The following is a 14,061-nucleotide window of genomic DNA, read 5'->3' as shown; positions in this document are numbered from 1 at the left end:
CCATGATCGCGGATTTGACTTAGAGCGCGCTCCAACTCCCAGACTGGTCCCCATGGACGAGGGCATGACCATCGCGCAGGTAGCGCAGCGTACCGGCCTCACCGCTCACACGCTGCGCTACTACGAGCGCACCGGACTCATGCTGGAGCCGCCGCCACGCGGCGACAACGGCCACCGGCGCTACACCGAGCGGGACGCCGACTGGATCGCGCTGCTCACCCGCCTGCGGGCGAGCGGCATGCCCATCGCCGCCATGCGCCGGTACGCCGAACTCGCCCGCAGGGGCCGGGACAGCTACGTGGCCCGCAAGGAGCTGCTCGAGGCCCACCGGGCCGACATGATCGCCAAGATCGAGCAGCTCCGAAGCGATCTCGAGATCGTCGACTACAAGATCGATCTCTACAGCCGCAGAATCAGGGGAGAAGAATGAAGCAGCACACGCTCGGCCAGGGCCTGCGCACCTCGGCGCTCGGCCTGGGCTGCATGGGGATGAGCGACTTCTACGGTCCGGGCGACGAGTCCGAATCGATCCGCACCATTCACCGCGCGCTCGATCTGGGGATCACCCTCCTCGACACCTCCGACGCGTACGGGCCGTTCACCAACGAGAGGCTCGTCGGCAAGGCCGTCGCCGACCGGCGCGACCAGGTGGTGCTGGCGACCAAGTTCGGCATCGAGCGCCTGCCCGACGGCACCCGCAGGGGCGTCAACGGCCGCCCCGACTACGTGCGCCGCTGCTGCGACGCCTCGCTGGAACGGCTCGGGATCGACCACATCGACCTGTACTACCAGCACCGCGTCGACCCCGACGTCCCCATCGAGGAGACCTGGGGCGCCATGAAGGAGCTGGTCGAGGCCGGGAAGGTCCGCCACCTCGGCATCTCCGAGGCCGCGCCCGCCACCGTCCGCCGCGCGCACGCCGTCCACCCCATCACCGCGGGACAGTACGAGTACTCCCTGTTCACCCGGGACATCGAGAACGAACTGCTGCCCACGCTCCGGGAGCTCGGCATCGGCCTGGTGGCCTACAGCCCCCTCGGGCGAGGCCTGCTGACCGGTGCGATCGCGGACACCGGCGAGCTGGCCGGCGACGACTTCCGTCATCACAACCCCCGCTGGCAGGGCGACAACTTCGCCGCGAACCAGGCCCTGGCGGCCAAGGTCGGCGAGATCGCCGCCACGCTCGGCGCGACCCCGGCCCAGGCGGCCCTCGCCTGGGTGCTGACCAGGGGCGGGGACGACGTCGTGCCGATTCCCGGCACCAGGCGGGTCACCCGGCTGGAGGAGAACGTCGCGGCCCTGGACATCACGTTCGAGCCGGAGCACCTCGACGCGCTCGACTCCCTCGCCGGTCAGGTCGCCGGCGACCGATACAACCCGGCCGGAATGAGCACCGTCAACCACTGACCACCAACCTGGCACCGGAGCCCGGCACGGACCTCGTGCCGGGCTCCTCTGTCGTAGGCAGGGGTTTCTGAGTTGATCTTGATCTCCACTGACCGGGCGCCTTTACATTGTAGATCAGGAGAGGAACTCACTCAGCAGACGGGTGACCTCACACTCCAGGCTCGGCAGGTGACCGGGCCGGGGGTCGTCGCCCTCGCCCGATGCGTCCGCTCAGCCGTCGAGGGCCTGCACCGCGGCGGCGATCGGCTCGAGCCCCGCGATCAGCTCGTCGAGCTCGTCCGCACTGAGCACGCCGTACGCCGGGGCCGCCAGCTCGTCGGTGAGCGCCTCGATCCGCTCCTTGGTCGTGCGGCCGGCGTCGGTGAACCCGCCGGCGGCGTCCACGAGGCCGCGGCTCCGCAGCCCATCGACGACGGCGGCCAGCTGCGCCGTGGGCAGGTGGTGGATCCGGCCGAACTCCTCCGGCTTCATGCCGAGGGAGAGAGCGAGCAGGACATGGGCCTCGGTGCCACCGATGCCGTGGGCGACAAGGGCCGCGTTGTGGCCGTCCCCGCGGTGCTCCCGCAGCAGCGTCGCCGCGTGCCACAGCCTGGCCACCGGCTCCCCGGGCACCGCCAGCGCCCGCAGCCCGGCGTACAGGGCTCGGCCCTCGATCGGCGCGCTGACCGCTGCCCGGGTGGCGAGGTCGGCGATCCGCACCAGACCGGGAAGGTCCGCGTGCTCCCCCATCATCTGCCGCAGCGCGGCTGCGCTGGCCCGCTCGCGCACGGCGATGGCCTCCTCCGGGCTGGTCTTCCCCCACACCCATGGGATGTGGCGCGCCACCTCGCCGGGGGCGAAGTTGTAGAAGACCGCGTGCACCACCTCGGCCGGTGCCGTCCCCAGCGGCGCGGCCCGGCCCGCGAAGTATCCGTCCCAGTAGTTGCGCATGCCGAGGGCCAGGAACGCCTCGTTCACCACCTCGGAGAAGGTGACGGTGGCGATCGGCTCGACGAGTTCGAACATGCGGTGGACCTTGGCCCGCGGGTGCAGCAGCATCGGCCGGCATCTCCCTTGGTCGTGACAGCTGATCGTGCCAGCTGATCGTGACGGTGCCCTCGTGGCGACCGCTCACCTTGGCTACGAACAGCGTGGCCCGGATACGACAACTCCGGCCGAAAAACTCCGGCCGAAAAACTCCGGTCGATTCCGCCGGGCAGCGCCGGGGGGTCGTCCGGACTGGATCGCCGCCCGGTCGCCGCAAATTGGTCCTCAATCGGCCCGCAGGATCGGACCTTATCGACCGTACCGATTCCTGCCAGGCTGAGGGGCATGACGACGACGACAACGCGTTTCGACGGCCAGGTGCTCAGGCCTGGCGACGCCGGCTACGACACCGCCCGCACGGTCTGGAACGCCATGATCGACCGGCGCCCACGAATGATCGTCCGCGCGGCGAGCGTCGCCGACGTGGTCTCCGCCGTGCGGACGGCCCGCGAGCTGGACCTCGAGATCGGCGTCCGCTGCGGCGGCCACAACGCCGCCGGCTTCGCCGTCCCCGACGGCGGACTCATGATCGACCTGACGCCCATGGGCGGCGTGCGGATCGACCCGGCCCGTCGCCTGGCCCGGGTGCAGGGCGGCGCGCTGCTCGGCGCGCTGGACCGGGCGTCCCAGGCGTACGGCCTGGCCACCACCGCCGGCAACGTCTCACACACCGGCGTCGGCGGGCTCACGCTCGGCGGCGGCATGGGCTGGCTGGCCCGCCAGTACGGCCTGGCCTGCGACAACGTCGTCTCCTACACGGTGGTCACCGCCGAGGGCGACGTGGTCACCGCCAGCCGCACCGAGAACCCCGATCTGTTCTGGGGCCTGCGCGGCGGCGGTGGCAACTTCGGCATCGTCACCGACTTCGAGTTCCGGTTGCATCACACCGGCACGCGGACGCTGGTCGCCGAGTTCGACTTCCGCGCTGAGGACGCCGTCCCGGTCATCGAGGGCTGGCGCGACCTGAACACCGTCGCGCCCCGGCAGGCGACGTTCACCGCCGGCGTCGCCGGCGCTCCCTCCGGCCCGATCGCCACGCTGGGGTTCGTGTGGGTCGGCGACCCGGCCGAGGGCCGCCGGCTGCTCCCCGCGATGGCCGCGCTCGGACGCCCGCTCGCCTCCCGCGTCACCACACCGTCCTACCTCGAACTACAGCGACGCGACGACTCCACCGGCGGCCACGCCTACCGCCGCTATTCCAACGGGCACTACCTGCGGAGCTTCCCCACCGCGGCGATCGAGGCCTTCTTGCTGCGCGGCCGCCCCGACCTGAGCGCCAGTCCGGAGCTGCCGAACGTCGGCCTGCAGGCGCACGGCGGCGCGATCGCCGATGTCCCGGATGCGGACGCGGCGTTCAGCCACCGCGGCACGATGTTCGAGTTCGGTGCCGGCGCTCGCTGGACCGACCCGGCTGAGGACGACGCCAGGATGGGTGCCGCCCGCGCCGCCGGCGCCTCGCTCGAGCCGTACGCCAGCGGAATCTACGTCAACTCGTTGACGGCCGACGAGCTGGCCGACGGGCGGCGCGGCGTGCGGCGGGCGTACTCGGCGCCGAAGCTGGCCCGGCTGACCGCGCTGAAGACCGCCTACGACCCGGCGAACGTGTTCCACCTGAACCAGAACATCCGTCCGGCGCAGTGACGGGCCGCGTCAGGAGCCCCGCACCTCACGGATGGCCGTCGCCAGCAGCGCGACCCCCTCGGCGATGGCGCTCTCGCTGAGGATGGCGTAGCCGAAGATCAGGCCACCGGGCCCGGCGCCGGCGATCCGGAACGGCCCGACGCCCTGGATGCCGAGCCCGTGCCGGGCGGCGGCCGCCACCACCGCCGCCTCGTCGAGGTCGGGCGGGAGCCAGGCGACCACGTGCTGCCCGGCGGCGATCCCGGCCGGCCGCAGATCCGGCAGATGAGTGCGCAGCGCGTCCAGCAGCGCGTCACGGCGGCGCCGGTACACCGGACGCATCCGGCGCAGGTGACGGTCGAACTCGCCGCGGGTGAGGAAGTCGGCGAACGTCAGCTGGTCGATGACCGACGAACCGCGGTCGGCGAGCAGCTTCGCCGCGGCGACGTCGGCGACCAGCTGGGGAGGCACCACCATCCAGCCGAGCCGCAACCCCGGCGCGAGCGTCTTGCTGGCCGTGCCGCAGTAGACGACGTGCTCGGGCGCCAGGCCCTGCATGGCGCCCACCGGAGACCGGTCGTAACGGTACTCCGCGTCATAGTCGTCCTCGATCACGATCGCGCCGCGGCGCCTCGCCCAGCGGATCACCTCGGCCCTGGCCGTCGCCGACAGCACCCCGCCAGTCGGCCACTGGTGCGACGGCGTGAGGACCAGCGCGTCGGCGTCGGCCAGGTCGAGGGCGTCGACCCGAACGCCGTCCGGACCCACCGGGATGCCGACCACGTCCAGTCCCGCGGCTGCGGCCAGCACCCGGGCATCGTCGCGGGACGACGGGTCCTCCAGGGCGATCCGCCTGGCCCCGCGCCGCGCGAGCACCTGGATCAGCAACGCGACGCCCTGCCCGTAGCCGTTGCAGACGACCACGTTGCCGGGGACGGCCAGCGTGCCGCGCACCCGGTTGAGGTAGTCGCACAGGGCCTGACGCAGTTCCGGCACGCCGCGCCCGTCGAGGTAGGCGAACCGGTCGTTGGGTGTGGTGGTGAGCACGGTGCGAACCGAGCGCAGCCAGGCGGCCCGCGGGAACTGCGACACGTCGGTGCGCCCGTACCCGAAGTCGATCCTGAAGCCGACGCTACGGGCGGCCTGCTGCGCCGTCGAACCGGCCGTCGAAGCCGCCATTGAGGTCGCCGTCGAAGCCGCGGAGCCCGCGCCGGCGACCGTCTGCGGCATCGTCGCGGCGACCTGGGTGTAACCGCCCGATCGGCTGGCGAGGTAGCCCTCGGCCACGAGCTGCTGGTAGGCCTCCACGACCACCCCGCGGGAAACCCCGAGCCCGGCCGCGAGGGTGCGGGTGGGGGGCAGCGACGCACCCGCTCGCAACCGACCGGCCCGGATGCTCGCGCGGATGGACGCCTCGATCTGCCGGTGCAGCGGCACCCCGGCGTCCCGGTCCAGCTCGATGAGCAGGTCCTCGGCCAGCCCGGAGTTGGTCCTCGATCGCCCCACAGGATCGGACCTTACCGGGCGTGTGCCGCGTACAGGCTCCTGGTCATCTCAGGTTTCCCCTGCGGATTTGTCGTCACGTGCGCACGGCGGGGCGCCGCGCGGGGGCTCGGTTGTTCCACCGACCGAGCGCCTTTACAAAGTAGATCAGGACAGGAACTCGTTCAGCAGTCGGGTGACCTCGGCGGGGCGCTCCAGGCTCGGCAGGTGACCGGCCCAGTCGAGTTCGAGCAGCGTCGCGTCCGGCAGCTCCTCCGCGATGTGCCGCCCGCTCTCCCGGAAGTACGGCAGGTCCTGCCCACCGGTGACCACGAGCGTGGGCGCCGTGATGACCGTCAGGTCGATCGGGTCCCTGCGCCGCTCGATCTCGGGGTCGGCCGCCAGCTGCACCTCGAAGGCGTGCCGCTGCATCGCCGCCACCCGCGCTCTGACCGGCTCGTCCGCCTCGGGACCCAGCCATGTGCGCACGTTGAGGTCCACCGCTCCCCCGACGTCGCCGGCCTCGATCAGCCGGTCCTCCTCCGCCCCGAAGGCTTCGAGGTCGGGAGTCGGCGGCAGGCCGCAGCCGGCGTTCAGCAGCACGAGCCGCGAGACGAGATCGGGATGCCCGGTCGCGAGCTCCAGCGCCACCCGCCCGCCGTACGACGATCCGACGAGCCCGACCCGGCGCAGCCCGAGCGCCGCGAGCAGGTCCGCGACGTCACCGGCGTCCGAGTAGGGCCCCTCGGCGACGCACGGTGTGCGCCCGTGCCCCCGGAAGTCGAGCCGGATGACGCGGAACCGCTCGCCCAGCGGCTCCCACTGGGGATCCCACATGCCCGAGTCGGCGACGCCGGAGTGCAGCAGGACGACGGGCTCGCCGGAGCCCCGTTCCTCGTGCCAGACGGTCATCGGGCCTCCAATGCGACGCGGACGCCGAGGGCGACCAGGACCGTCCCCGACACCTGTTCCAGGCGGCGGCGGACCGCGGGCCGGCCGAGCACGGCACCGACTCGGCCGATCAGCCAGATCACCCCGACGTACCAGATGACGTCCACGACCACCCAGATCACCGCGAGCATGGTCAGCGTCAACGGCACATGGGCGCCCTGGGGCACGAACTGCGGCAGGAACGACATCGCGAAAACAGCGGCCTTCGGGTTGGCGCCGCAGGTGGCGAGCCCCAGACCGTACGAGCGGCGCCATCCGCCGCGCACCTCTCCCCCGCCGTACGGCACGGGCGGGTCGAGCGCCGCAGGCGCGCGCCTGGCCTTCCACAACGACTGCACGCCCATCACGATCAGCAGCGCCGCGCCCACCGCCTTCATCGCGCCGTAGGCGACCTCCGAGGCCAGGACCAGCGCGGACAGCCCGAACACGGCGGCCATCGCCCACAGGAGGATGCCCGTCTCGTTGCCGAGGAGAGCCGCCACACCGGACGAGCGCCCGGCCCTGAGCGTCTGTCTCAGGATCACCGCGGTGCTGACACCCGGGATCATCGCGAGCAGGAAACACGAACCGACAAAAGCGATCCAAATCACGCGGTCATCGTCCCGGCGGGCGCCCGAGCGCCGCAACCGCTTTCCCGGCCGTTGCTCGGCCTCTGCCTTGCGCAGCCTTCGGATCGACATTGCTATATATTTCAGTCAGAGTTGAAATGACTAGCGAGCAATCACCACCCGACGCCCGCCTACGAGCCGGTGGCCGCCATGACACAGTGAACCGGCACACGATCAAGAACGGAGGACGCGGTGATGAGCACTGAGGAACAGCAGGACCGGCTGCTTCGCTGGGTGGAGCGGGTGGCGGCCTTCTGCGTCGAGGAGTGGGGGCTGCCGCCCATCACCGGACGCGTCCTCGGCTGGCTCATGATCTGCGATCCGGCCGAGCAGTCCGCCGGCCAGATCGCGGAGGTCATCCAGGCCAGCAGAGCCTCGCTCACCTCGAACATGCGCTTCCTCACGGCCATCGGCCTGGTCAAGAAGGTGAGAAGGCCCGGTGATCGCATCTCCTACTACCGCATCGAAGACGACGCCTGGCAGAAGGTCATCCAGCGCAAGCTCGAAAGCCTGAGCGCGTTCGGCGAGATCGCCGACGAAGGGCTCGACATCGTGGGCGGCGAGGGGCGCGAGGGGCACCGCACCGAGCGCATCAAGGCCGCCCACGACTCCCTGACGTGGCTGCAGAACCTCGCGGCCCGCCATCCGCTACGCCGTTAAGGAACCCCCATGCACCTCCGGCAACCCGAACTCGGGCTGGTCCAGGAAACGCTGCTGCTCACTCTCCACGCCAGGGCCCTGGACTCCGGGCGGCCCAGCCCGATCCTCGGCGACACGCTCTCAGCCGACCTGGCCGGCACCATCGATTACGACTTCGGCAAGCTGAAGGTCAAGCCCAACCTCGTCGTCACCACGGCACTGCGCGCCAAGATGCTCGACGACGTCGTCCGCGCCTACGTCGCCGCTCATCCCGGATGCGTGGTGCTCGACCTGGGCTGCGGCCTGGACCCGAGAGTGTTCCGCTGTGATCCCCCGCCCGGCGTCGACTGGTACGACATCGATTTCCCTGAAGTGGTGCACCTGCGGGCCGAATGGCTGCCCTGCCGTTCCCACCTGGTCGGAGCCGACCTCACTGGCTCCGGCTGGCTCAGCGCGATCCCCGGCGACCGGCCGGCGATGATCGTCGCGGAAGGGCTGTTCCCCTTCATGCCCGGCGACTCCTTCCAGGCGCTGACCCGCGCGCTGGCCGGTCACTTCCCTTCGGGCGAGCTCGCGCTCAACGGCTACACCCGCTTCGCCGCCTGGGCCATGAAGTATCACCCGACCATCAAGGCACTCGGCATCAAAGCCGCCCAGGGCTTCGACGACCCGCACGAACCCGAGTCCTGGCGCGCCGGCCTCGAACTGGTCGAGGAGCAGTTCCTCACCCGCGCACCGGAAATCGCCCGGTTCCCGCAGCCCCTACGCGCGCTGACCCGTCTCACCGCCCGCAGCACGGCCTTGTCCCGGCAAGGGGCACGCATTCTCCGCTACCGGTTCTGAGCCCATCGCGAGTCGCGCCCGCCCGACGAGCGGCCCCAGAGGCCGAGGACGGGTCCAGGAGGTATGGCGGTGACCGGCCCGGCAGGCCGACCGCCGATACGAGGAGACGAAAAGGAGACTGTCCGCTCCTTTCCACTTTCAACGTATAGCGCCCAGGGGGGCTTGCGGCAAGACCCCCGTCGTGCCGCACAATCGTCCGCCGGAAGCAGCGCCTGCGGACAACGGGGGACGCGACGTGCGCGCGTTGCCGTCGACGCATGGGCCGCGCGGGGACTTCGTCACGCCGGTTCGGGGCGCCTTGATGTGTGAAACGGTCGCAAGCGACCCAGATCGGAGCTGATGACGTGAACCCGCTGCCCACCAGCGCGTTCGACCTTCCCGACCGCCTCTCCCACAAGGCCGATCCGAAGTTGATCGCCGCCGACGAGCGGCACTTCGCGGCCATCGCCGAAAGCCTCGAACAGTCGATCGCCGACCTGGCCGGTCGCCTCGACGCCGAGCTGAGGGCGCCCAGCGGCGCAGGCCGGCAGGCGCTGGACCGGGACCTGGAGGTCCATCGGCTGACCGCCCGCCTGCGCGTCCTGCGCCGCTTCGGCCTCGACCTGTGCCTCGGACACATGGTCGGCGAGGACGATCCCGAGCCCGTGTACATCGGACGGCTCGGCCTCACCGACAGCGCCGGTCGCCGACTGCTGCTCGACTGGCGCTCCCCCGCGGCCGAGCCGTTCTTCGGCGCCACCCACGCCAACCCGATGGGTCTGGCCAGCCGCCGCAGGTATCGCTGGACCCGCGGCCGCATCAGCGACTACTGGGACGAGGTGTTCACCCCGGACGGCTTCGACGGGCACGCCGCGCTCGACGACCAGTCCGCGTTCATCGCCAGCCTGGGCGGCAGCCGGTCGCCGCGGATGCGCGACGTGCTCGGCACCATCCAGGCCGACCAGGACGCCGTCATCCGCGCGGGATCCGAGGGCGCTCTCGTCGTCGACGGAGGTCCGGGCACGGGGAAGACCGTCGTCGCCCTGCACCGCTCCGCCTACCTCCTCTACTCCGACCCTCGCCTCGGTCACCGCCGGGGCGGCGTGCTGTTCGTGGGCCCGCACCAGCCCTACCTGGCGTACGTCGCCGACGTCCTGCCCAGCCTCGGAGAGGAGGGCGTGCAGACCTGCACCCTGCGGGACCTCGTCCCGCAGGGTGCGGCCGCGACCGTCGAGAAGGACCCGGACGTGGCCCGCCTGAAGTCGTCCGCGGACCTGGTGAAGGCCATCGAACCGGCCGTCAGGTTCTACGAGAACCCGCCCGCCGCGCCGATGACGGTCACGACCCCCTGGTCCGACATCTCGCTGAGCGCCGACGACTGGGCCGAGGCGTTCGACGCACCGGACCCGGGCACTCCCCACAACGAGGCGCGCGACCAGATCTGGGATGAACTGCTCACCATCCTGGTGGACAAGTACGACGGCGACGCGCCGGCCGAGCTGGTCCGCAAGTCGCTGCTGCGCGACAGGGAACTGCTCACGACCTTCAACCGCGCGTGGCCGCTGATCGAGCCGGACGACCTCGTCGGAGACCTGTGGTCGGTGCCCGCCTACCTGCGGATGTGCGCACCCTGGCTCAGCCCCGACGAGGTGCGGAAGCTGCAGCGCGCGGACGCCCAGGCCTGGACGGTGTCCGACCTGCCGCTCCTGGACGCGGCGCGGCAGCGGCTCGGCGACCCGGAGGCGTCCCGGCGCAGGCGTCGCCGTGACGCCGCCGTCGCGGCCCGGCGCGAGGACATGGACCGAGTCGTCGAGGACCTGATCGAGGCCGACGACTCCGAGATGCTCGTGATGTCGATGCTGCGCGGACAGGACCTGCAGCGGGCCCTGGTCGACGACACCGCGCTGCCCGCCGCCGACCCGGACCGGCTCGCCGGCCCGTTCGCGCACATCATCGTCGACGAGGCGCAGGAGCTCACCGACGCGGAGTGGCAGATGCTGCTGCTGCGCTGCCCGTCCCGCAGCTTCACCATCGTCGGGGACCGTGCCCAGGCGAGGCACGGGTTCACCGAGTCGTGGCACGAACGGCTCAAGCGGATCGGGCTCGACCGGGTCACCCTGGCCTCCCTGAGCATCAACTACCGGACGCCGGAAGAGGTCATGGCGGAGGCCGAGCCGGTCATCCGGGCGGTGCTCCCGGACGCCAACGTGCCGGCCTCCATCCGCAGCGGCGGCGTCCCCGTCGTGCACGGCTCCGTTCCGGATCTGAGCGCGATCCTCGACACCTGGCTCGCCGAGCACGCCGAGGGGACCGCCTGCGTCATCGGCGACCCCTCGTTCGAGGAGACCCCCCGCGTCCGGTCGCTGACCCCCGAGCTGTCGAAGGGGCTCGAGTTCGACCTGGTCGTCCTCATCGACCCGGAGAGGTTCGGCGAAGGGATCGAAGGAGCGGTCGACCGCTATGTCGCCATGACCAGGGCGACCCAGCGACTCGTCATCCTCACCAGCTCCTGACGCCGGCCGTCCATCCCTAGCCGGAGAAGGCGGTCACCGATGTCACCACCCGACGGGGCCGAGGCGGTCGGTGAAGATTCCCGTCGGCCCGTCGGGGCCGATCATCGCGAGTCCGACGATCGAGTCGGTGCCCTCGGTGACCGTCAGCTGACCGGTGTGGTTGTTCATGTCGGTGGCGGCGAACGTGTGATTCGCGACTTCTCCGGGAGTCGTGGCGTTGAACTTGATCTGCGGAAGCGCCTGGGCGTACCGGACGGTGATCATGTTCAGTGCCGCCTTCGACGAGGTGTAGGCGAGCTCGTGCATCTTCGCGACGGGCTGGTCCGGATCGGTCACGACCGCGAAGGATCCGGCGGCGCTGGACACCATCACCACCCGAGGATTGTGCGCCGCCCGCAGCAGGGGAAGGAACGCGTTCGTGACCCTGATCGGCCCGTAGACGTTGGTGTCGTAGACGGAGTGGATCTCGTCCACCGTCGTCTCCGCGGGTGGGGTGACCCTTCCCGGCGCGCCGGCGTTGTTGATCAGCACGTCCAGGCGGTCGGTGTGCTCGCGGACGAGCCGTACGGCGCCGGCCACCGACTCGTCCGAGGTCACGTCCAGTGGGACCACGACCACACGAACGCCGTCGGCGGCAAGCTTGTCCGCGGCCGCCCGTCCCCGGCTCTCGTCGCGCGAACCGAGGAAGACCGTCCACCCCTCTGTCCCGAGCCGGCGGGCCGCTTCGAGGCCGAGTCCCTTGTTGCCTCCGGTGATCAGCACCGAGGTCTGCTCCGAGTTCGTCATTCGTCCTCACTCCGTGGAGTCGCATGCCGCCCGGATTGTCCGCGCGGCGTCCTGACGAACACGAGATGCCGTCGCCCCGCCGCCTGTGACAGCACGGTTGTGTGACGTACGCCACCTGCCACCGCGGTCACAGAACCCCGAGGATTGGCATCTTGTGCGTGTGGCACAGTCGAGAGCGATCGGGCAGGAGCCGGTGATGGGCGAGGGACAGGTGGGCGCGGCCGAGCCGTTCGACCATGGGATATCCGTGGACCCGGCCACCGAGGCGTTCGTCGCCCACCGCAAGCTTCTGTTCACCGTGGCCTACGAGATGCTCGGCTCTGCCGCCGACGCCGAGGACGTGCTGCAGGAGACCTGGCTGCGCTGGGCGGGGATCGACCTCGGCACGGTGCGGGATCAGCGTGCGTACCTGGTGCGGATCGTCACCCGGCAGGCCCTGATGCGGCTGCGCGCGCTCGGGCGGCGCAAGGAGTCGTACGTCGGGCCGTGGCTGCCCGAGCCGTTGCTGACCGCGCCGGACGTGGCCGAGGACGTCGAGCTCGCCGAGAGCGTGTCCATGGCGATGCTGCTGATGCTGGAGACGCTGTCGCCGACCGAGCGGGCGGTGTTCGTGCTGCGCGAGGTGTTCGACCTCGACTACGACGAGATCGCCGAAGCCGTCGGCAAGAACCAGGCGGCCGTCCGCCAGATCGCCCACCGCGCACGCTCACACGTCGCCGCCCGCCGCCCACGCGACGTCGTCTCCCGGAGCGAGACCCGTGACGCGCTGGACGCCTTCCAGCGGGCGGTCGAGACCGGCGATCTGCAACGCCTGCTCGACATCCTCGCCCCCGACGTCGTCCTCCTGAGCGACGGCGGCGGAATCAAGAAGGCCCTGGCCCACCCCATCGTGGGGGCCGGCAAGGTGGCTCGTCTCCTCGCGGCCGGTCTGGACAGGTTCGGCGGCAAGGTCTGGATCGAGCCGGTGCAGGTCAACGGCCATCCGGGCCTCGTCATGCGGATCGACGGGGAGGTCGACGGCGTCGTGGCGATGCAGATCGAGGACGGCCTCGTCACCGGGATCTACTTCGTCCGCAATCCCGCCAAGCTGACGCATGTCGAACGCGAGACCGCACTGAGCCGCTGAGCTCCGCCTCAGGGACCATGGGCGGCGGCGCCGGAGTCGTCCTCCGGCGCCGTGCCGTACAGGCGGGACAGGTCCGCGACGGCCTCGGCCATCAGCGCGCGCAGCTCGGCCGGCTCCAGCACCTCGACGAGCACGCCCATGCGCAGGAACAGCCACCTGGCGTGCGTGACGGACTCGATCGGCAGCGTCAGCCGGGTCCAGCCGCCGGGCTCAGGCAACCCGTTAGCAAGCGCCTTGTCGACGACGTCCTGCCCGACGGTGAATCGGAACAGGTCCTCCGCGCCCGGCGCGAGCCGCACCACCGCCTCGGCCGTGTACATGCGTGAGGCGAACTCCGCGGCGAACTCGCGCCAGAACTCGGCGAGGTCGAAGTCCTGCGGCCGTTCGAAGCGCTCCGAGAGCACCTCGGCCTCGATGATCCGGCCCACCCGATAGGTCCGCACCGTCCCCGAGCAGGCGGCGGCGAGATACCAGGAACCCCCCTTGAGCACCAGCCCGTAGGGATGCAGCAGCCGTTCCACCTCCGTCGGCCCCCACCGGCGGTAGCGCAGGCGGAGCACCCGCTCCTCCCACACCGCCTCCGCGACCTCCGTGAGGAACGGCGCCTCGTCGGCGCCGCGGTACCAGCCCGGCACGTCGAGGTGGAACCTCTCCCGCATCCTGGCGGCATGAGAGCGCGGCTCGGGCGGCAGCGCGGCCAGCAGCTTCAACTCCGCCGCCGCGGCGAAGTCGGCGAGCCCGAGCTCGGCGGCGGGGCCGGGCAGGCCGGCCAGGAACAGGGAGGACGCCTCCTCCACGGTCAGTCCGTTGAGGCGGGTACGGTAGCCGTCGAGCAGCCGATATCCGCCGAGCGGCCCGCGATCGGCGTAGACCGGCACGCCGGCGGCCGACAAGGCCTCGACGTCCCTGTATACGGTGCGGACCGACACCTCCAGCTCGTCGGCGATTTCCGTGGCGGTCATCCTGCCGCGGGTCTGTAGCAGGAGCAGCAGGGACAGCAACCGGCTCGCGCGCATGCGCCCAGTCTGCCACCTTTACAAAGTAGATTTATTTGCTTTCGAACATGTGCTGTGTTCAAATG

At 71.0% G+C, this 14,061-nt stretch carries 13 protein-coding genes; 7 read left to right on the top strand and 6 right to left on the bottom strand.

Annotated features, from left to right (window positions below; genetic code table 11):
- The first annotated feature begins 52 nt into the window (after positions 1-52).
- Together BXA11_RS09805 and BXA11_RS09800 are read left to right on the top strand one after the other, a co-directional pair.
- Complete coding sequence (locus tag BXA11_RS09805) at positions 53-430, top strand: MerR family transcriptional regulator (protein WP_076434214.1); 378 nt, start codon at positions 53-55, stop codon at positions 428-430.
- Positions 427-1,407, top strand: a complete 981-nt coding sequence (locus tag BXA11_RS09800; RefSeq protein ID WP_076434213.1) for an aldo/keto reductase — start codon at positions 427-429, stop codon at positions 1,405-1,407. The genes BXA11_RS09805 and BXA11_RS09800 overlap by 4 nt, the downstream gene beginning before the upstream one ends.
- A gap of 210 nt (positions 1,408-1,617) precedes the next feature.
- On the opposite strand, the gene BXA11_RS09795 is transcribed toward BXA11_RS09800, so the two are convergent.
- Positions 1,618-2,445, bottom strand: coding sequence for an SCO6745 family protein (locus BXA11_RS09795; protein ID WP_204053925.1), 828 nt, complete (start codon positions 2,443-2,445; stop codon positions 1,618-1,620).
- Positions 2,446-2,718: 273 nt separating this feature from the next.
- On the opposite strand from BXA11_RS09795, the gene BXA11_RS09790 reads away from it, so the two are divergent.
- The gene (locus BXA11_RS09790; protein ID WP_076434212.1) at positions 2,719-4,074 is read left to right on the top strand and encodes an FAD-binding oxidoreductase; all 1,356 of its coding nucleotides are present in this window, start codon (positions 2,719-2,721) and stop codon (positions 4,072-4,074) included.
- 9 nt (positions 4,075-4,083) lie between these two features.
- Here the strand turns inward: BXA11_RS09790 and pdxR are convergent, their stop codons facing one another.
- The 3 genes from pdxR to BXA11_RS09775 all read right to left on the bottom strand — a co-directional run bounded on the left by pdxR (position 4,084) and on the right by BXA11_RS09775 (position 7,034).
- On the bottom strand, positions 4,084-5,559 hold the full coding sequence (gene pdxR / locus BXA11_RS09785; RefSeq protein ID WP_076434211.1) for a MocR-like pyridoxine biosynthesis transcription factor PdxR: 1,476 nt from the start codon (positions 5,557-5,559) through the stop codon (positions 4,084-4,086).
- Positions 5,560-5,703: 144 nt separating this feature from the next.
- A complete protein-coding gene (locus BXA11_RS09780; protein ID WP_076434210.1) occupies positions 5,704-6,447 on the bottom strand; it encodes an alpha/beta fold hydrolase in 744 nt (247 codons plus the stop codon).
- A complete protein-coding gene (locus BXA11_RS09775; protein ID WP_076434209.1) occupies positions 6,444-7,034 on the bottom strand; it encodes a LysE family translocator in 591 nt (196 codons plus the stop codon). The genes BXA11_RS09780 and BXA11_RS09775 overlap by 4 nt, the downstream gene beginning before the upstream one ends.
- 255 nt (positions 7,035-7,289) lie before the next feature.
- On the opposite strand from BXA11_RS09775, the gene BXA11_RS09770 reads away from it, so the two are divergent.
- The 3 genes from BXA11_RS09770 to helR all read left to right on the top strand — a co-directional run bounded on the left by BXA11_RS09770 (position 7,290) and on the right by helR (position 11,068).
- Entirely contained in the window at positions 7,290-7,754 is a 465-nt protein-coding gene (locus tag BXA11_RS09770) for a GbsR/MarR family transcriptional regulator (protein ID WP_076434208.1), read from the top strand.
- Between the two features lie 9 nt (positions 7,755-7,763).
- Positions 7,764-8,576 (top strand): class I SAM-dependent methyltransferase, encoded by an 813-nt coding sequence (locus BXA11_RS09765; RefSeq protein ID WP_076434207.1) that lies wholly within the window; start codon positions 7,764-7,766, stop codon positions 8,574-8,576.
- Positions 8,577-8,920: 344 nt separating this feature from the next.
- On the top strand, positions 8,921-11,068 hold the full coding sequence (helR, locus tag BXA11_RS09760) for an RNA polymerase recycling motor ATPase HelR (RefSeq protein WP_076434206.1): 2,148 nt from the start codon (positions 8,921-8,923) through the stop codon (positions 11,066-11,068).
- 42 nt (positions 11,069-11,110) lie between these two features.
- Here the strand turns inward: helR and BXA11_RS09755 are convergent, their stop codons facing one another.
- Entirely contained in the window at positions 11,111-11,854 is a 744-nt protein-coding gene (locus tag BXA11_RS09755) for an SDR family NAD(P)-dependent oxidoreductase (RefSeq protein WP_076434205.1), read from the bottom strand.
- Positions 11,855-12,050: 196 nt separating this feature from the next.
- On the opposite strand from BXA11_RS09755, the gene BXA11_RS09750 reads away from it, so the two are divergent.
- Positions 12,051-12,980 carry an RNA polymerase sigma-70 factor gene (locus BXA11_RS09750; RefSeq protein WP_076434204.1) on the top strand — a complete coding sequence of 310 codons (930 nt, stop codon included), beginning with the start codon at positions 12,051-12,053 and terminating at the stop codon, positions 12,978-12,980.
- A gap of 8 nt (positions 12,981-12,988) precedes the next feature.
- On the opposite strand, the gene BXA11_RS09745 is transcribed toward BXA11_RS09750, so the two are convergent.
- A complete protein-coding gene (locus tag BXA11_RS09745) occupies positions 12,989-13,996 on the bottom strand; it encodes a helix-turn-helix transcriptional regulator (RefSeq protein WP_076434203.1) in 1,008 nt (335 codons plus the stop codon).
- Positions 13,997-14,061 lie beyond the last annotated feature (65 nt).

This window comes from Microbispora rosea (assembly GCF_900156315.1).
Lineage (GTDB): Bacteria > Actinomycetota > Actinomycetes > Streptosporangiales > Streptosporangiaceae > Microbispora > Microbispora rosea.
This window is presented reverse-complemented; position numbering and strand designations above follow the sequence as displayed.

What these genes read in the sequence shown, in the direction of transcription:
- BXA11_RS09805 (WP_076434214.1), top strand. Translation starts at nt 53, where the DNA reads ATGGACGAGGGCATGACCATCGCGCAGGTAGCGCAGCGTACCGGCCTC.
- BXA11_RS09800 (WP_076434213.1), top strand. Translation starts at nt 427, where the DNA reads ATGAAGCAGCACACGCTCGGCCAGGGCCTGCGCACCTCGGCGCTCGGC.
- BXA11_RS09795 (WP_204053925.1), bottom strand. Translation starts at nt 2,445, where the DNA reads ATGCTGCTGCACCCGCGGGCCAAGGTCCACCGCATGTTCGAACTCGTC.
- BXA11_RS09790 (WP_076434212.1), top strand. Translation starts at nt 2,719, where the DNA reads ATGACGACGACGACAACGCGTTTCGACGGCCAGGTGCTCAGGCCTGGC.
- BXA11_RS09780 (WP_076434210.1), bottom strand. Translation starts at nt 6,447, where the DNA reads ATGACCGTCTGGCACGAGGAACGGGGCTCCGGCGAGCCCGTCGTCCTG.
- BXA11_RS09775 (WP_076434209.1), bottom strand. Translation starts at nt 7,034, where the DNA reads ATGATCCCGGGTGTCAGCACCGCGGTGATCCTGAGACAGACGCTCAGG.
- BXA11_RS09770 (WP_076434208.1), top strand. Translation starts at nt 7,290, where the DNA reads ATGAGCACTGAGGAACAGCAGGACCGGCTGCTTCGCTGGGTGGAGCGG.
- BXA11_RS09765 (WP_076434207.1), top strand. Translation starts at nt 7,764, where the DNA reads ATGCACCTCCGGCAACCCGAACTCGGGCTGGTCCAGGAAACGCTGCTG.
- BXA11_RS09755 (WP_076434205.1), bottom strand. Translation starts at nt 11,854, where the DNA reads ATGACGAACTCGGAGCAGACCTCGGTGCTGATCACCGGAGGCAACAAG.
- BXA11_RS09750 (WP_076434204.1), top strand. Translation starts at nt 12,051, where the DNA reads ATGGGCGAGGGACAGGTGGGCGCGGCCGAGCCGTTCGACCATGGGATA.
- BXA11_RS09745 (WP_076434203.1), bottom strand. Translation starts at nt 13,996, where the DNA reads ATGCGCGCGAGCCGGTTGCTGTCCCTGCTGCTCCTGCTACAGACCCGC.